This is a genomic window from Rhizobium sp. NRK18, assembly GCF_024385575.1.
In the GTDB taxonomy this organism is placed as follows: domain Bacteria; phylum Pseudomonadota; class Alphaproteobacteria; order Rhizobiales; family Rhizobiaceae; genus JANFMV01.
On sequence record NZ_JANFMV010000001.1, the window covers coordinates 262,281 to 275,624 of the forward strand.

General features: G+C 62.4%; 16 protein-coding genes. 11 read left to right on the top strand and 5 right to left on the bottom strand.

The features are described 5' to 3' along the window. Positions 1 to 45: 45 nt before the first annotated feature. Positions 46 to 1,041 carry an MBL fold metallo-hydrolase gene (locus NN662_RS01150; RefSeq protein WP_261928481.1) on the bottom strand — a complete coding sequence of 332 codons (996 nt, stop codon included), beginning with the start codon at positions 1,039 to 1,041 and terminating at the stop codon, positions 46 to 48. A 284-nt stretch (positions 1,042 to 1,325) separates the two neighbouring features. Between NN662_RS01150 and NN662_RS01155 the strand changes: the two genes are divergently transcribed. The 5 genes from NN662_RS01155 (at position 1,326) to rpsP (ending at position 4,778) form a co-directional block, all read left to right on the top strand. Next, positions 1,326 to 1,817 (top strand): DMT family transporter, encoded by a 492-nt coding sequence (locus tag NN662_RS01155; protein ID WP_261928482.1) that lies wholly within the window; start codon positions 1,326 to 1,328, stop codon positions 1,815 to 1,817. Then, positions 1,814 to 2,245, top strand: a complete 432-nt coding sequence (locus tag NN662_RS01160) for a DMT family transporter (RefSeq protein WP_261928483.1) — start codon at positions 1,814 to 1,816, stop codon at positions 2,243 to 2,245. The genes NN662_RS01155 and NN662_RS01160 overlap by 4 nt, the downstream gene beginning before the upstream one ends. Positions 2,246 to 2,464: 219 nt before the next feature. Next, entirely contained in the window at positions 2,465 to 4,030 is a 1,566-nt protein-coding gene (gene ffh, locus NN662_RS01165) for a signal recognition particle protein (protein ID WP_261928484.1), read from the top strand. A 12-nt stretch (positions 4,031 to 4,042) separates the two neighbouring features. Continuing rightward, on the top strand, positions 4,043 to 4,351 hold the full coding sequence (locus NN662_RS01170; protein WP_261928485.1) for a chorismate mutase: 309 nt from the start codon (positions 4,043 to 4,045) through the stop codon (positions 4,349 to 4,351). A 52-nt stretch (positions 4,352 to 4,403) separates the two neighbouring features. Beyond that, positions 4,404 to 4,778: a 30S ribosomal protein S16 gene (rpsP, locus tag NN662_RS01175; protein ID WP_261928486.1), complete on the top strand. Its 375-nt coding sequence runs from the start codon at positions 4,404 to 4,406 to the stop codon at positions 4,776 to 4,778. Between the two features lie 59 nt (positions 4,779 to 4,837). On the opposite strand, the gene NN662_RS01180 is transcribed toward rpsP, so the two are convergent. Beyond that, entirely contained in the window at positions 4,838 to 5,203 is a 366-nt protein-coding gene (locus NN662_RS01180) for a YigZ family protein (RefSeq protein WP_261928487.1), read from the bottom strand. Between the two features lie 120 nt (positions 5,204 to 5,323). Here NN662_RS01180 and rimM point away from each other — a divergent pair, with 120 nt between their 5' ends. Both rimM and trmD read left to right on the top strand, forming a co-directional pair. Beyond that, positions 5,324 to 5,896: a ribosome maturation factor RimM gene (rimM, locus tag NN662_RS01185; RefSeq protein WP_261928488.1), complete on the top strand. Its 573-nt coding sequence runs from the start codon at positions 5,324 to 5,326 to the stop codon at positions 5,894 to 5,896. Then, positions 5,893 to 6,567, top strand: coding sequence for a tRNA (guanosine(37)-N1)-methyltransferase TrmD (trmD, locus tag NN662_RS01190; RefSeq protein ID WP_261928489.1), 675 nt, complete (start codon positions 5,893 to 5,895; stop codon positions 6,565 to 6,567). Before rimM ends, trmD begins: the two co-directional genes overlap by 4 nt. A 13-nt stretch (positions 6,568 to 6,580) precedes the next feature. Here the strand turns inward: trmD and NN662_RS01195 are convergent, their stop codons facing one another. Further along, positions 6,581 to 7,324 carry a sulfite exporter TauE/SafE family protein gene (locus NN662_RS01195; RefSeq protein ID WP_261928490.1) on the bottom strand — a complete coding sequence of 248 codons (744 nt, stop codon included), beginning with the start codon at positions 7,322 to 7,324 and terminating at the stop codon, positions 6,581 to 6,583. Positions 7,325 to 7,598: 274 nt separating this feature from the next. Between NN662_RS01195 and rplS the strand changes: the two genes are divergently transcribed. The 4 genes from rplS (at position 7,599) to leuC (ending at position 11,617) form a co-directional block, all read left to right on the top strand. Continuing rightward, the gene (gene rplS / locus NN662_RS01200) at positions 7,599 to 8,135 is read left to right on the top strand and encodes a 50S ribosomal protein L19 (RefSeq protein ID WP_261928491.1); all 537 of its coding nucleotides are present in this window, start codon (positions 7,599 to 7,601) and stop codon (positions 8,133 to 8,135) included. A gap of 157 nt (positions 8,136 to 8,292) precedes the next feature. Then, positions 8,293 to 9,090 carry a transporter substrate-binding domain-containing protein gene (locus NN662_RS01205; RefSeq protein WP_261928492.1) on the top strand — a complete coding sequence of 266 codons (798 nt, stop codon included), beginning with the start codon at positions 8,293 to 8,295 and terminating at the stop codon, positions 9,088 to 9,090. 25 nt (positions 9,091 to 9,115) lie between these two features. Further along, positions 9,116 to 9,973 carry an amino acid ABC transporter permease gene (locus tag NN662_RS01210; RefSeq protein ID WP_261928493.1) on the top strand — a complete coding sequence of 286 codons (858 nt, stop codon included), beginning with the start codon at positions 9,116 to 9,118 and terminating at the stop codon, positions 9,971 to 9,973. A gap of 234 nt (positions 9,974 to 10,207) precedes the next feature. Next, on the top strand, positions 10,208 to 11,617 hold the full coding sequence (gene leuC, locus NN662_RS01215) for a 3-isopropylmalate dehydratase large subunit (protein ID WP_261928494.1): 1,410 nt from the start codon (positions 10,208 to 10,210) through the stop codon (positions 11,615 to 11,617). 56 nt (positions 11,618 to 11,673) lie between these two features. Here leuC and NN662_RS01220 read toward each other — a convergent pair whose 3' ends face one another. Then, positions 11,674 to 12,432, bottom strand: a complete 759-nt coding sequence (locus NN662_RS01220; RefSeq protein WP_261928495.1) for a sulfite exporter TauE/SafE family protein — start codon at positions 12,430 to 12,432, stop codon at positions 11,674 to 11,676. A 128-nt stretch (positions 12,433 to 12,560) separates the two neighbouring features. Beyond that, complete coding sequence (locus NN662_RS01225; RefSeq protein WP_261928496.1) at positions 12,561 to 13,328, bottom strand: Bax inhibitor-1/YccA family protein; 768 nt, start codon at positions 13,326 to 13,328, stop codon at positions 12,561 to 12,563. Between the last annotated feature and the right edge of the window lie 16 nt (positions 13,329 to 13,344).

Consider the following 13,344-nt stretch of genomic DNA (forward strand, 5'->3'; position numbering starts at 1 on the left):
TATATGGCGGATATCACCGCGAATTTCCAGTGATTTCGCCGCCGGTCAGGCCGTCGGCACGTCGAAGACTTCGCCGGCATGCATCGGGCGGAAGCGCTCGCGCGCTATGCCTGCCTGGTCGAGGGCGCGGTGGAGCGCTTCCTTCGGCGCCTCGATCGCCTCGTTGGTCAGCTGGAATGTGCGCCAATGATGGCCGGCGACATGCGCAGCATTGCAGAGCTGCATGCCCTTGACCGCCTCTTCCGGGTTCTGGTGCTGGCCCTTCATGAACCAGCGCGGCTCATAGGCGCCGAAGGGCAGGTTGGCGAGCCGGAAGCCGCCATGCTTGTCCGCCGCCGCACGATAGTTGATGCCGTCGTGAAAGCCGGTGTCGCCGACATGGTAGATCTTGCCGGCGGGCGTGGTCAGCACGAAAGCGGCCCACAGCGCCATGCGCCGGTCGCCCATGCCTCGGGCCGACCAGTGGTGGCAAGGCTCGGCATCCACCGTCACGCCGTTCGGGAGTTCCAGGCGGTCACCCCAGTCCATAACGGTGATCTTCGATGACGGTGCGGCCTTCCGGATAATCGTATCGTTGCCGAGCGGGGTGACGACGTGCGGGGCGTGGGCCTGATGGAGCTTGCGCAGCGAGGTAATGTCGAGATGGTCGTAGTGGTTGTGGGTGACGAGAACGATGTCGATGTCCGGTAGGTCTTCCAGCCGGATGCCCGGCTCGACGACGCGCTTCGGCCCGGCAAAAGACAGCGGACTTGCCCGCTTCGACCAGACGGGATCGGTGATGATATTGAGCCCGGCAACCTGGATGAGAAAGGTGGCATGGCCGACCATGGTGACACGGAGCGCGTCGCCATCGATCCTCGCTGCAGGCCGGCTGCGAGGAAAGGGGCTTTCCAGCTGTGCCGGCCACTTCGACCGGTTTTCCCAGAACTGCCATTTCAGCAGCGCGCCCAGTCCGCCGGGCTCCACGCCTTGCGGATTGAAGAATCGCGTCCCGTCGAAATGGTCCGACTCCGGACCGGTATAATAGGGGTTCTTGGGCATGAAACATCCGGCTCAATCGTTGTCGTCGATGGGTTAAACTGGGGCTCTCCGGAGTAGTTTTCAATCATCTGATCGATTATTGCCCTCAGCCTCAAGACGGCGGTTTGGTCCGCAATCAGGCATGCATAATTTATGCGGCTCCCGCATCCGATCCAAGGTATTGATAATAATACGTTTTATTTTGGTATGATTTCTCTCCTGCCGTGCGGGCTTGTTCTGGCGTGTCCACGAAGGCAATTTGCCGCCAATTGCATTTCATATCCTTCTTTCATTGGTGACCTTGAATGACCGATTCCGCTATCGGGCGGATGAACCCGCTCCACATCCTTGCCGCCCTCGCGTCCGGTGGGCTGTTGACGCTCATGATCCATTTCAATGCGGAACTCGCGCATTTCGGCGGGCCGCTGTATTCTTCCTGGTGCGCCCATGGCACGGGCACGATAGCCGCCATCGCCTACCTGCTGATGCTCAATCGCGGTCGCTGGCCGCGGCCTGACGGCAGGGCGACGGTGGGGCGGGCGCCGCTCTGGGCCTATCTTGGCGGCCTGTCCGGCGCGGTCACCGTCATGCTGAGCGGCATCACGGTCAATTCGCCCGTGGCGCTGACCGGAACGCTGGCGCTCGGCCTTGCCGGGCAGGTGATGTTCGGTCTTGCAGCCGATCACTGGGGGATGTTCGGCATGGTGGCGCGCAGGATCGGCCTCAAGGACATCCTGTCCGTGGTGCTGATTTCCGCCGGTAGCCTGCTCATCATCGTCTTCGGAGCGGCGGCATGACGATCCTGCCTGTCCTGCTCGCCATCTTCGCCGGAATGCTGGTGGTCGTCAGCCGCCAGATCAACGGCCGGCTCAGCCTCTCGACCTCGCCGTTGATCGCCTCGTTCTGGAATCATCTGGTCGGCTTTGCCTTTCTGACCGTCATCGGCCTGCTTCTCGGACAGCTTTTTCTGCCGGGAACGGCGGATGCGCCGGTTTATGCCTATATCGGCGGGCCGCTGGGGGTTATCTTCGTGGCCTCCGGAAGCTGGCTGATCGCCCGTATCGGTGCGGCGAACACGGCGCTTCTGGTGATTGCCGGGCAGATGGTCTCTGGCATCGCCTTCGATGCGGCCGGCGGTCATCCTCCGGCTTTCTGGGCGGCCGGGCTCGGGGTCGTCCTCATCGTCGCGGGCGTGCTTCTGACCCAGAAGCGCGGCAAGCCTTGACTTTCGGCGGCAATTCCTGTTTACCCGCGCCATCTGCTGACAAGTGACAAGCTTGAAGCCGCCGACCGGGACCCGTGAAGGTATAAAGAGATCCCGGAGGTCAACACCCGACAGCGCGTTGCGCCCTCGGGTGCTTTTTGGCTTTGCGCCTTGTTTTACGCGTCACGGTAAACCACGTTTCCGGGAACCGATTCCCCCGGATGCGAAAAGGAAGAGCTGATGTTTGAAAACCTCCAGGACCGTCTTGGCGCCATTCTGAATGGACTGACCGGACGTGGCTCCCTGTCGGAAAGCGATGTCTCGGCAGCGCTGCGCGAAGTCCGCCGCGCGCTGCTCGAAGCCGACGTCGCACTCGAAGTCGTGCGCTCCTTTACCGACCGCGTGCGCGAGAAGGCTGTCGGCGCCGCGGTGCTGAAGTCGATCAAGCCCGGACAGATGGTCGTCAAGATCGTCCATGACGAGCTGGTCGAGATGCTCGGCACCGAAGGCAAGACGATCGATCTCAATGCGGCCGCTCCGGTTGTCGTCATGATGGTCGGTCTGCAGGGCTCCGGTAAGACCACGACCACGGCCAAGATCGCCAAGCGCCTGACGAATCGCGAGCGCAAGAAGGTTCTGATGGCCTCGCTCGACACCCGTCGTCCGGCTGCCCAGGAACAGCTGCGCCAGCTCGGCGTCCAGACCGGCGTCGATACGCTGCCGATCATCGCCGGTCAGTCGCCGACCGATATTGCCGCCCGCGCCGTGCAGGCCGCCAAGCTCGGCGGCCACGACGTCGTCATCCTCGATACCGCCGGCCGTACCCACATCGACGAACCGTTGATGGTGGAGATGGCCGACATCAAGAAGAAGTCCAACCCGCACGAAATCCTGCTGGTTGCCGACTCACTCACCGGTCAGGACGCCGTCAATCTCGCCCGCAACTTCGATGAGCGTGTCGGCATTACCGGCCTCGTCCTGACCCGCATGGACGGCGACGGCCGCGGCGGTGCCGCCCTTTCGATGCGTGCCGTCACCGGCAAGCCCATCAAGCTGATCGGTACCGGCGAGAAGATGGACGAGATGGAGGAATTCCATCCCCGTCGTATCGCCGACCGCATTCTCGGCATGGGCGACATCGTTTCGCTGGTCGAAAAGGCCGCCGAGACGATCGACGCCGAAAAGGCGGCGGCCATGGCCCAGAAGATGGCCAAGGGCAAGTTCGACCTGAACGACCTTTCCGAACAGCTGAAGCAGATGCAGCAGCTCGGCGGCATGGGCGGCATCATGGGCATGATGCCCGGCATGTCCGGCATGAAGGACAAGATCGCCGCCGCCGGCCTCGACGACAAGGTCTTCAAGCGCCAGCTCGCCATCATCTCTTCGATGACCAAGGCCGAGCGCGCCAACCCGGATATTCTCAAGCATTCGCGCAAGAAGCGTATCGCCGCCGGCTCCGGCACCGATGCCGCCGACATCAACAAGCTTTTGAAGATGCACCGCCAGATGGCCGACATGATGAAAGCCATGGGCGGCAAGGGCAAGGGCGGCGGCATGATGAAGCAGATGATGGGCGGCCTTGCCGGCAAGATGGGCCTTGGCGGCATGATGGGCGGCGGCATGCCGGACCTCTCTGGCATGGATCCCAAGCAGCTCGAAGCCTTGGCCAAGCAGGCTGAAGCTTCCGGTCTTGGCAAGGGCATGGGCGGACTTCCGGGTGGCCTTCCCGGTCTCGGTGGCGGCAAGCTGCCCGGACTTGGCGGTGGCGGCCTGCCGGGGCTTCCGGGCCTGCCGAAGAAGAAGTGAGAGGGTAACTGAATGACGATCGATCCTGAAATCAGGAACCAGCTCGCCAAATACCGCCAGTCGATCGACAACATCGACGCGGCGCTCATTCACATGCTGGCCGAACGCTTTGCCTGCACCAAGGCCGTGGGCGTTCTGAAGGCCACGCACGAATTGCCGCCGTCTGATCCGGCGCGCGAAGAATACCAGATCGACCGCCTGCGCCGGCTCGCCAAGGAGGCCAATCTGGACCCGGACTTTGCCGAGAAGTTCCTGAACTTCATCATCAGGGAAGTGATCCGGCACCATGAAGCAATCGCTGCCGAACATAACGGCAAGTAACCAACATGCCGCTTAAACGAAGCGGTCAGACATGCCTTGAAGGAGAAATGAAATGGCACTGAAAATTCGTCTCGCCCGCGGTGGCTCCAAGAAGCGCCCGTATTACCACGTTGTCGTCGCTGACGCCCGTTCGCCCCGCGACGGTCGCTTCATCGAAAAGATCGGCCACTGGAACCCGATGCTGGCCAAGGATAATGCCGAGCGCATCAGCCTCGACGGCGAGCGCGTCAAGCACTGGATCGAGCAGGGCGCACAGCCGACCGACCGCGTTCTGCGCTTCCTCGACGAAGCCGGTCTCGCAAAGCGCGACGCCCGCAACAACCCGGAAAAGGCAAAGCCGGGCAAGAAGGCTGTCGAGCGCCAGAAGGAAAAGGAAATGAAGGCTGCTGAAGCCGCTGCCGCTGCTGCGGACGCTGCTGCCGAGTAAGCCATTCGCGCTTTCGGATCATCCGAATGCAGGCTCCTCCGCCATGTGCGGGGGAGCCTTTATCTTTGCGGGCTTGCGCCAAGTTCCGCCAGATAGGTGCGCACGGCAGACTGCACGTGCCGGAACCGGTCGCCACCCAGATGCTTGCCGCCATACCAGCGGGTGACCACGACGATGTGGTCGGTGAGGTTTTCGTGCTGCAGCATCTGCAGGATGATCATGCCGGCGCCGCTTTCGCCGTCGTCTGACTTGATCGCGCCGTCGCCACAGACCAGCGCCCAGGTGTTGTGGGTCGCCTTGGCGAACTTCTTGCTGCGCTTCAGTTCGGCGATGAAGGCCTTGGCCTCATCCGCCGATTTGCACGGGCCGCCGGAGACGGCATATTTCGAGCCGCGATCGGCGATGATGTTTTCGAGAACGAGCATGTCTTCCGGCATAAGGCCGGCAGGCCGCCTGTGCAACTCTCCCGCGCCGATACGGTTTTCCTTGTGAAGCGGGGCGCGCTCGGATTAAGAGAGGCGAAATTGAAGAATGAAGGGGGCTTCATGGCGAAGCTGACAAATCCGGTTCTGATGGCGACGATCGGCGGTGCCCAGGGCATCCGCGGCGAAGTGCGTGTGAAATCCTACACCAACGATCCGCTGGCGCTCGGCGATTACGGTAATCTGCATGCCGAGGACGGCCGCGTGTTCGAGGTGCTGGAGATCCGGTCGGCGAAGAATGTCGCGATCGTGCGGTTCCGCGGCATCAACGACCGCAATGCCGCCGAGGCGCTGAACGGGTTGGAACTCTATATCGAGCGGGAAAACCTGCCGGACGAGGAATTGGACGACGACGAGTTCTACTATGCGGATCTCGAGGGACTCGAGGTCATGGACGACGCCGGGACCTCCTACGGCACCGTCAGCGCGGTCTTCGATTTCGGTGCCGGCGACCTGCTGGAGGTCAAGGGTCCGGGCAAGCGGCCCGTCCTCATTCCGTTTTCGGAAGCCGCGGTTCTCGAGATCGATCTCGAGGACGGCAAGCTGCTGATCGACCCGATCGCCGCCGGTCTGGTGGATACGGACACTGACGGTCCCGGCAGCCGCAAGCGCCGCCCCTCAAGGGACGACGAATGACGTTCAAGGCCACCGTTCTGACGCTCTATCCGGAGATGTTTCCGGGCCATCTGGGCATCTCGCTCGCCGGCAAGGCGATGGAGCGCGGCCAGTGGTCGATGGAGGCGGTGCAGATACGTGATTTCGCCACCGACAAGCACCGCAGCGTCGACGATACGCCTGCCGGCGGCGGCGCGGGCATGGTGCTGAGGGCTGACGTGCTCGCGACCGCGATCGATTCGATCGCGGATGATGCGAGGCCGCGCCTGTTGATGAGCCCGCGCGGCAAGCCGCTGACCCAGGCCCGCGTGCGGGAATTGGCGGGAGGCGAAGGCGTGGTGATCGTCTGCGGCCGTTTCGAGGGCGTCGACCAGCGCGTGATCGACGCGCGAGGGCTCGAAGAGGTTTCCATAGGCGACTATATATTGTCGGGCGGCGAGCCGGCGGCGTTGACGCTGCTCGATGCGGTCGTGCGCATTCTGCCGGGCGTCATGGGCAATGACGAATCCGGCACGCATGAAAGCTTTGAGGGCGGCATGCTGGAGCATCCGCACTATACGCGTCCGCAGGTCTTCGAAGGCCGGGAAATTCCTGACGTGCTGACGTCCGGCAATCACAAGAAGATCGCCGAATGGCGCGAGGCGGAAGCCCGCAAGCTGACGCAAGAGCGGCGTCCGGACCTTCTCAAATAGGCATGCGGGCCGGTTACTTCAGGAAGTAATAGACCGCCAGGAACAGGCCGACGGCGACAACCAGCCAGCGCAGGATGTGCTGCGGCACGCGTTTTGCCGCCCAGACGCCGGAATAGCCGCCAAGCGCCGCTCCGGGCAGCATGACAATCGCATACAGCCAGTTGATCGCTCCGCCGGCGGTGAAGACGATGATGGCGATGGCTGCGATCACGATCGACAGGAAGTTCTTCAGCGCGTTCAGCCGATGATAGTCGCCGCCCGTGGCGATGCTCAGCGATGCCAGCATCATGATGCCCATGCCGGCACCGAAGAAGCCGCCATAGATGGAGGTTAAAAACTGGCTGACGATGCCCTTGGCATTGTGCGGCGGATGTTCCTTCTCCGTCTTCGGCTTCAGTTTCGGTCCCGCGGCGAAGAGCGCCGTTGCGGCAAGCAGCAGCCAGGGCACGAGGTTGCGGAAGGACGGGTTCGACAGCGACAGGAGAATGAGCGAGCCGCCAAGCGCACCGATGGCCGAGACGATGCCAAGGATGACGGCTGCCTTCCACATGCTGCGGATTTCGTGGCCATAGGCGAGCGCCGAGGTGATGTAGCCCGGAAACTGGACGATCGAGGAGGTGGCGTTCGCCGTGATCGGCGGCAGGCCGGCAAGCGTCATGGCGCCGAAGGTCAGGAACGTGCCTCCGCCGGCAATGGCATTGACCATGCCCGACAGCAGGCCGGCGAGAAACAGCAGGCAAATGGAAATGAGCGTCATGATCCCCCCTCATGCGACCATGGATGAATAGACCGGCGCTCGGATCGCCGCAACCGCTCAATTCCAGGCGGTTCACGGCAAAAATGGTGACAGGGGGATGACAAAGGACCTTTTCTCGTGTAGAGGCCCACGCGGACATGGGGAAAACCCCGTAAACCAGCAACAAAGAACCGCGAACCCGCTCCCGCCCGCAAGGGCATGTCCGGAGGCAAAACGCCAAGGGACACAGTGTCGAGCGCTCTGGCTGTTTTAGAAGAAATCAGAGGTTTAAGCGATGAACATCATCGAGCAGTTGGAAGCCGAACAGGCCGCCAAGATTGAAGCCAAGCGCAAGCTTCCGGAATTCTCCCCGGGTGACACCGTTCGCGTCAACGTTCGCGTTACGGAAGGCAACCGTACCCGCGTACAGGCCTATGAAGGCGTTTGCATTGCCCGCTCCGGCGGCGGCATCAACGAAAGCTTCACGGTCCGCAAGATCTCCTACGGCGAAGGCGTCGAGCGCGTATTCCCGGTCTACTCCCCGCTCGTCGAGAGCGTAGAAGTCGTCCGCCGCGGTAAGGTCCGTCGCGCCAAGCTCTACTACCTGCGCGACCGTCGCGGCAAGTCTGCCCGTATCTCCGAAAACACCAACGTCCGCGCCCGCAAGCTCAACGAAGCCGAGCGCCAGGCCGTTCTCGATGAGAAGGCACGTCTGGAAGCTGAAAAGATCGCAGCAGCAGAGGCTCTGGCCGCCGAAAAGGCAGCAGCTGAAGCCGCCGAAGCAGCGGCTGCAGCAGAAGCTGAAGCAGCCAAGGACGGCGCTGCAGAATAATTTCTGCATTCCTATCCCGTATCGAAAGCCCGGTGGCACAGCGCCCCCGGGCTTTTTCTTTGGCCACAGGTACTATGGCAGGCGCGCATACCGGTTCGCCTTGCAATCGACCGTTCTGTTGTGACAGTGTTTCGCCGCTACCATTCAGGAGATTTCCATGCCGCTCAGACGCGCATTTCTTGCCGGGCTTGCCGCCCTTTCCCTTCTTCCGCTCGCCGCCCATGCCGACGACCTGCCGGACCTCGGCGGCAAGGAGATCGTGGTGGTCACGGAAAATGCCTATCCGCCGCTGCAGTTCGTCGATCCGAAGACCGGCGAGCAGATCGGCTGGGAATATGATGCGATGAACGAGATCGCCAAGCGGCTGAACGCCAAGGTCTCCTACCAGAACACCAGCTGGGACGCGATGATCCAGGCCGTCTCCGACGGCCAGTTCGACATCGGCATGGATGGCATCACCATCAAGGACGACCGCAAGGAAAAGGTCGACTTCTCCGATCCCTACATGCGCTCCGAGCAGTTCATGCTGGTGCGCGGCGACGAGGACCGCTTTACGGATGCGAAGTCGTTCGGCGCCAATGACAAGCTGCTGATCGGCTCGCAGCCGGGCACGACGCAGTTCTACACGGCCGTCTACGAGGTGCTGGACGGCAACGAGCAGAACCCCCGCATCAAGCTCTTCGAAACGTTCGGTGCCACCGTCCAGGCCCTGAAGACGGGCGACGTCGACATGGTGCTGACCGACAACACCGCCGGCCAGGGCTATGTCAACCAGTCGAATGGCGGGCTGAAGATCGTCGGTGGTCCGCTCGGTTCCGAGGATTTCGGCTTCATCTTCAAGAAGGGTTCGGATCTTGTCGCACCCGTCAACGCTGCGATTGCCGCGATGAAGGCTGACGGCACGATGGACGCGCTGAACAAGAAGTGGTTCCTCGACTACAAGATGGGCGAGTGATCCCGCCCATTTCGAAAGTTCGTCCATGATTTCGCAGACATCGTCAGGCAAAGAGGACAAGGGCGATCGTCCCTGGTGGCTCTATACGCTTGTCCTGAACGGACTTGCGCTGGCCGCGGTCATTGCGGTCAACGACATCTATGCGCAGGTGTTCCAGGTGGTCCTCAAGGGTGCCTGGACGACAGTGTTCGTGACGATCGTCGCATTCAGCCTCGCCACCGTCTTCGGCCTTTGCATCGCGCTTCTCGGCATGTCCGGCCATGTGGCGCTTAGGCAGATTGCCCGCTTCTATGTCGAGGTGGTGCGCGGCATTCCCATGCTGGTGCTGCTTTTCTATGTCGCCTTCGTCGGCGCGCCGGGCATCGTTGCGGCCTTCAACTTCGTCATGGCGCCTTTGATCGACCGCGGGGTGATGGAGCCGCTCCTGGTGCGCGATGTCTCGCTGATGTGGCGGGCGATCATCGCGCTGACGCTCGGTTACGCCTCCTTCATCGCCGAGATCTTCCGCGCCGGCATCCAGTCCGTCGACAAGGGGCAGATCGAGGCGGCCGAGGCGCTTGGGCTCTCTCGCTTCCAGCGTTTCCGGCTCGTTGTGCTGCCGCAGGCGGTCCGCATCATCCTGCCGCCGCTCTCGAACGACTTCGTTTCGATGGTCAAGGACTCGTCACTGGTCTCCGTGCTCGGGGTGGCCGACATCACGCAGATGGGCAAGGTCTACGCGTCCGGATCGTTTCGCTTCTTCGAGACCTATTCGATCGTCACCTACATTTACCTCATCCTGACGATCGGGCTGTCGCTTCTCCTGCGCAGGCTGGAGCGCAAGATGAGCGCGATGCCGTCGCGTAGCGAGGGCGGGCGCGACAAGACGGCCCGCCCTAGCTGACGATAAGAATTGCCACTCCGGCGAAAAATTGGTATGAGCCCGGCCCATGGGATCTAAATTCGGATGTCTCGCGCCTCATATCTACGTGCTGCAGGACCACAAGCGTCTGCCGGCACGGTTCTTCGCGCGCGTCTCCGGGGCGCTCACCAGCCGCCTATCCTGACGCAATGACTGCCGCAACCCCTGCGGTCGACTGCACTTCCCATTCTTAAAAAACAAGACGGATATGAAGCCATGAGCGCACCCCGCACCCTCTACGACAAGATCTGGGACGACCATCTGGTTGATCAACAGCCCGACGGAACCTGTCTTCTCTACATCGACCGTCACCTCGTGCACGAAGTGACGTCGCCGCAGGCTTTCGAAGGTCTGCGCATGGCCAAGCGGCCGGTCCGCGCTCCGCAGAAGACGCTCGCCGTCGTCGACCACAACGTCCCGACGACCCCGGATCGTGTGGAAGGCATCAAGAACGAGGAAAGCCGCATCCAGGTGGAGGCGCTTGCCAAGAATGCCGCCGATTTCGGCGTCGAATACTATTCCGAGAAGGACAAGCGTCAGGGCATCGTCCACATCGTCGGTCCGGAACAGGGCTTCACCCTGCCCGGCATGACGATCGTCTGCGGCGACAGCCACACCTCGACGCATGGTGCCTTCGGCGCTCTCGCGCACGGCATCGGCACGTCGGAAGTCGAGCACGTACTCGCCACCCAGACGCTCATCCAGAAGAAGGCCAAGAACATGCTGGTGCGTGTCGACGGTCAGCTTCCGGAAGGCGTGACCGCCAAGGACATCATTCTCGCGATCATCGGCGAGATCGGCACGGCCGGCGGCACGGGCCACGTGATCGAGTTTGCCGGCGAAGCGATCCGTTCGCTGTCGATGGAAGGCCGCATGACCGTCTGCAACATGACGATCGAAGGCGGCGCCCGCGCCGGCCTGATCGCGCCGGACGAAAAGACCTTCGAGTATATCGCCAGCAAGCCGCGCGCGCCGAAGGGCGAAGCGCTGGAGCAGGCGATCTCCTACTGGAAGACGCTGCATTCCGACGAAGGTGCGCATTTCGACCGCGTCGTCGTTCTCGATGCCGCCAACCTGCCGCCGATCGTTTCCTGGGGCTCGTCGCCGGAAGACGTCGTCTCGATCCAGGGCGTCGTTCCGAACCCGGACGATATCGCCGATGAGAACAAGCGCGCTTCCAAGAAGCGGGCGCTCGACTACATGGGCCTGAAGGCCGGAACCAAGATGACCGACATCGCCGTCGATCGCGTCTTTATCGGCTCCTGCACGAACGGCCGCATCGAAGACCTGCGCGCTGCCGCCAAGGTCGTCGAAGGCAGGACGGTCGCCTCGACCGTCAACGCCATGGTGGTGCCGGGCTCCGGTCTCGTCAAGGAGCAGGCGGAAGCCGAAGGCCTCGACAAGATCTTCAAGGCCGCCGGCTTCGAATGGCGCGAGCCGGGCTGCTCCATGTGCCTGGCGATGAACGACGACCGGCTGAAGCCGGGCGAGCGTTGCGCCTCGACCTCGAACCGCAACTTCGAAGGCCGTCAGGGCTTCAAGGGCCGCACGCATCTCGTCTCGCCGGCCATGGCTGCCGCAGCGGCGATCGCCGGCCACTTCGTCGACATCCGCGACTGGAAGTAAGCGGCGAAAGCCTGATCTGATCGAAAGGCCGTCCCTCGGGGCGGCCTTTTTGCATGTCAGAGGCCGGAGCGGATGGCTTCGATGACAATCAGCGCGCCACCCAAGACGACGACCGCATCAAGAAGGTAGATGTGCTGGAGGTCGGACATGTGCCGGGTCAACCTTCGCGCCACGAAAGCGCCCGGTATCGCGCAGACGCCGATGACCAGCGCCATGATCCACATGGCGGCCGGCAGGAAGCCTGACGCCTGAAAGACGAGCGTCTTGGCGATGCCGAGCAGGAATGAGACGCCGGCATCGGTGGCGATCACTGACGCACCGCTGAGGCCTGCAGCGAGAAGGATGGAGATGAGGAAGACGCCGGAGCCGGCCGTGCCGCCGACCATCAATCCGAAGCCGGCGCTTGCTGCGGCAAGCCCTGCCGGCGGCAGAACGGCCTTGCGTCGGGCGAGCAGGCGGCGTGCGGGAACGAGGATGATGATCATGCAGCCAATCAGCATGGTGACGGCGGCGCCCGACAGCCAAGTGTAGGCATAGGCTCCAAGCGGCGCAAACGGCAGGGCAGCAGCAAGCACCAGCCCGGCCTTCTTCATTTCGATCTTGTCACGGTAGGCCGTCAGCCGGCCGAGATTGGTCAGGATGGAAGCGAGACCGATGACCGGCACGACGGCCTGAGCGCCAATGATCGGGATCAGAACGGGTGGGAGAAGGAGGCCGGTCCCGTAACCGGAAACGCCGCCGAGGATGGAGGCGAAGAAGGCAACGGCGGCGACGATGGCATATTGATAGATGCTCGCGCCTGCCATTTCGGTCATGCAATCACCGGTACGAATCGATTGTCATTGCACGCCACATACGCTTGATCCGAACTGTCGTCTATCACAAAAGAAAAAGGCGGCCCGTGGGGCCGCCTTCTCCGTCATTCCGTCTGGTCCGTTCGCTGTTAGCGGCGGTCGCCCATGAAGCGAAGCAGGAACAGGAAGAGGTTAATGAAGTCGAGGTACAGGGTGAGCGCACCCATGACCGCCTTCTTGCTGGCCACTTCGTGACCATCGGCTTCGAAGTAGTTTTCCTTGATCTTCTGGGTGTCCCACGCGGTCAGGCCGGCGAAGATCAGTACGCCGATTACGGAGATCGCGAAGTTCAGCGCCGAAGAGGCAAGGAACAGGTTGACCAGCGACGCGATGATCAGACCGAACAGACCCATCACCAGGAACGAGCCCATGGCGGAGAGGTCACGCTTCGTGGTGTAGCCGTAGAGCGACAGGGCACCGAACGAGGCTGCGGTCACGAAGAAGGTCTGCGTCAGCGATGCGCCGGTGTAGACCAGGAAGATGGATGAGAGCGACAGGCCCATCAGGCCGGCATAGACCCAGAAGGTCGTCTGCGCGGCGGAAGCGCTCATCTTCTGGACGCGGAAGCTCAGGAAGAACACCAGAGCCAGCGGTGCCAGCAGGATGACCCAGCGCAGCGGCGAGGTGTAGATGGCCACACCGAGGCTGGTCAGCATGATGTTGCCCATCTGTGCGGCGGCCTGGGACGGATCAGACGTCGTTGCCAACGCCGAAAGGCCGTAAGCTGCGGCACCGGTCAGCGCAACGCCGCCTGCCATCAGGTTGTAAACCTTCAGCATGTAGGCGCGCAGGCCCTGATCCACGGCCGCGTCGGCGCGTACGCCGGCTTGGGTCTGGAAATTGCGAAGATCTGCCATAGTTTTCCTCTCTTTG

Coding starts and splice junctions, on each gene's coding strand:
- NN662_RS01195 (WP_261928490.1), bottom strand. CDS start 7,324: ATGACGCTCATTTCCATTTGCCTGCTGTTTCTCGCCGGCCTGCTGTCG.
- NN662_RS01155 (WP_261928482.1), top strand. CDS start 1,326: ATGACCGATTCCGCTATCGGGCGGATGAACCCGCTCCACATCCTTGCC.
- ffh (WP_261928484.1), top strand. CDS start 2,465: ATGTTTGAAAACCTCCAGGACCGTCTTGGCGCCATTCTGAATGGACTG.
- NN662_RS01180 (WP_261928487.1), bottom strand. CDS start 5,203: ATGCTCGTTCTCGAAAACATCATCGCCGATCGCGGCTCGAAATATGCC.
- NN662_RS01160 (WP_261928483.1), top strand. CDS start 1,814: ATGACGATCCTGCCTGTCCTGCTCGCCATCTTCGCCGGAATGCTGGTG.
- NN662_RS01205 (WP_261928492.1), top strand. CDS start 8,293: ATGCCGCTCAGACGCGCATTTCTTGCCGGGCTTGCCGCCCTTTCCCTT.
- leuC (WP_261928494.1), top strand. CDS start 10,208: ATGAGCGCACCCCGCACCCTCTACGACAAGATCTGGGACGACCATCTG.
- NN662_RS01225 (WP_261928496.1), bottom strand. CDS start 13,328: ATGGCAGATCTTCGCAATTTCCAGACCCAAGCCGGCGTACGCGCCGAC.
- rimM (WP_261928488.1), top strand. CDS start 5,324: ATGGCGAAGCTGACAAATCCGGTTCTGATGGCGACGATCGGCGGTGCC.
- NN662_RS01150 (WP_261928481.1), bottom strand. CDS start 1,041: ATGCCCAAGAACCCCTATTATACCGGTCCGGAGTCGGACCATTTCGAC.
- NN662_RS01220 (WP_261928495.1), bottom strand. CDS start 12,432: ATGACCGAAATGGCAGGCGCGAGCATCTATCAATATGCCATCGTCGCC.
- rpsP (WP_261928486.1), top strand. CDS start 4,404: ATGGCACTGAAAATTCGTCTCGCCCGCGGTGGCTCCAAGAAGCGCCCG.
- rplS (WP_261928491.1), top strand. CDS start 7,599: ATGAACATCATCGAGCAGTTGGAAGCCGAACAGGCCGCCAAGATTGAA.
- trmD (WP_261928489.1), top strand. CDS start 5,893: ATGACGTTCAAGGCCACCGTTCTGACGCTCTATCCGGAGATGTTTCCG.
- NN662_RS01210 (WP_261928493.1), top strand. CDS start 9,116: ATGATTTCGCAGACATCGTCAGGCAAAGAGGACAAGGGCGATCGTCCC.
- NN662_RS01170 (WP_261928485.1), top strand. CDS start 4,043: ATGACGATCGATCCTGAAATCAGGAACCAGCTCGCCAAATACCGCCAG.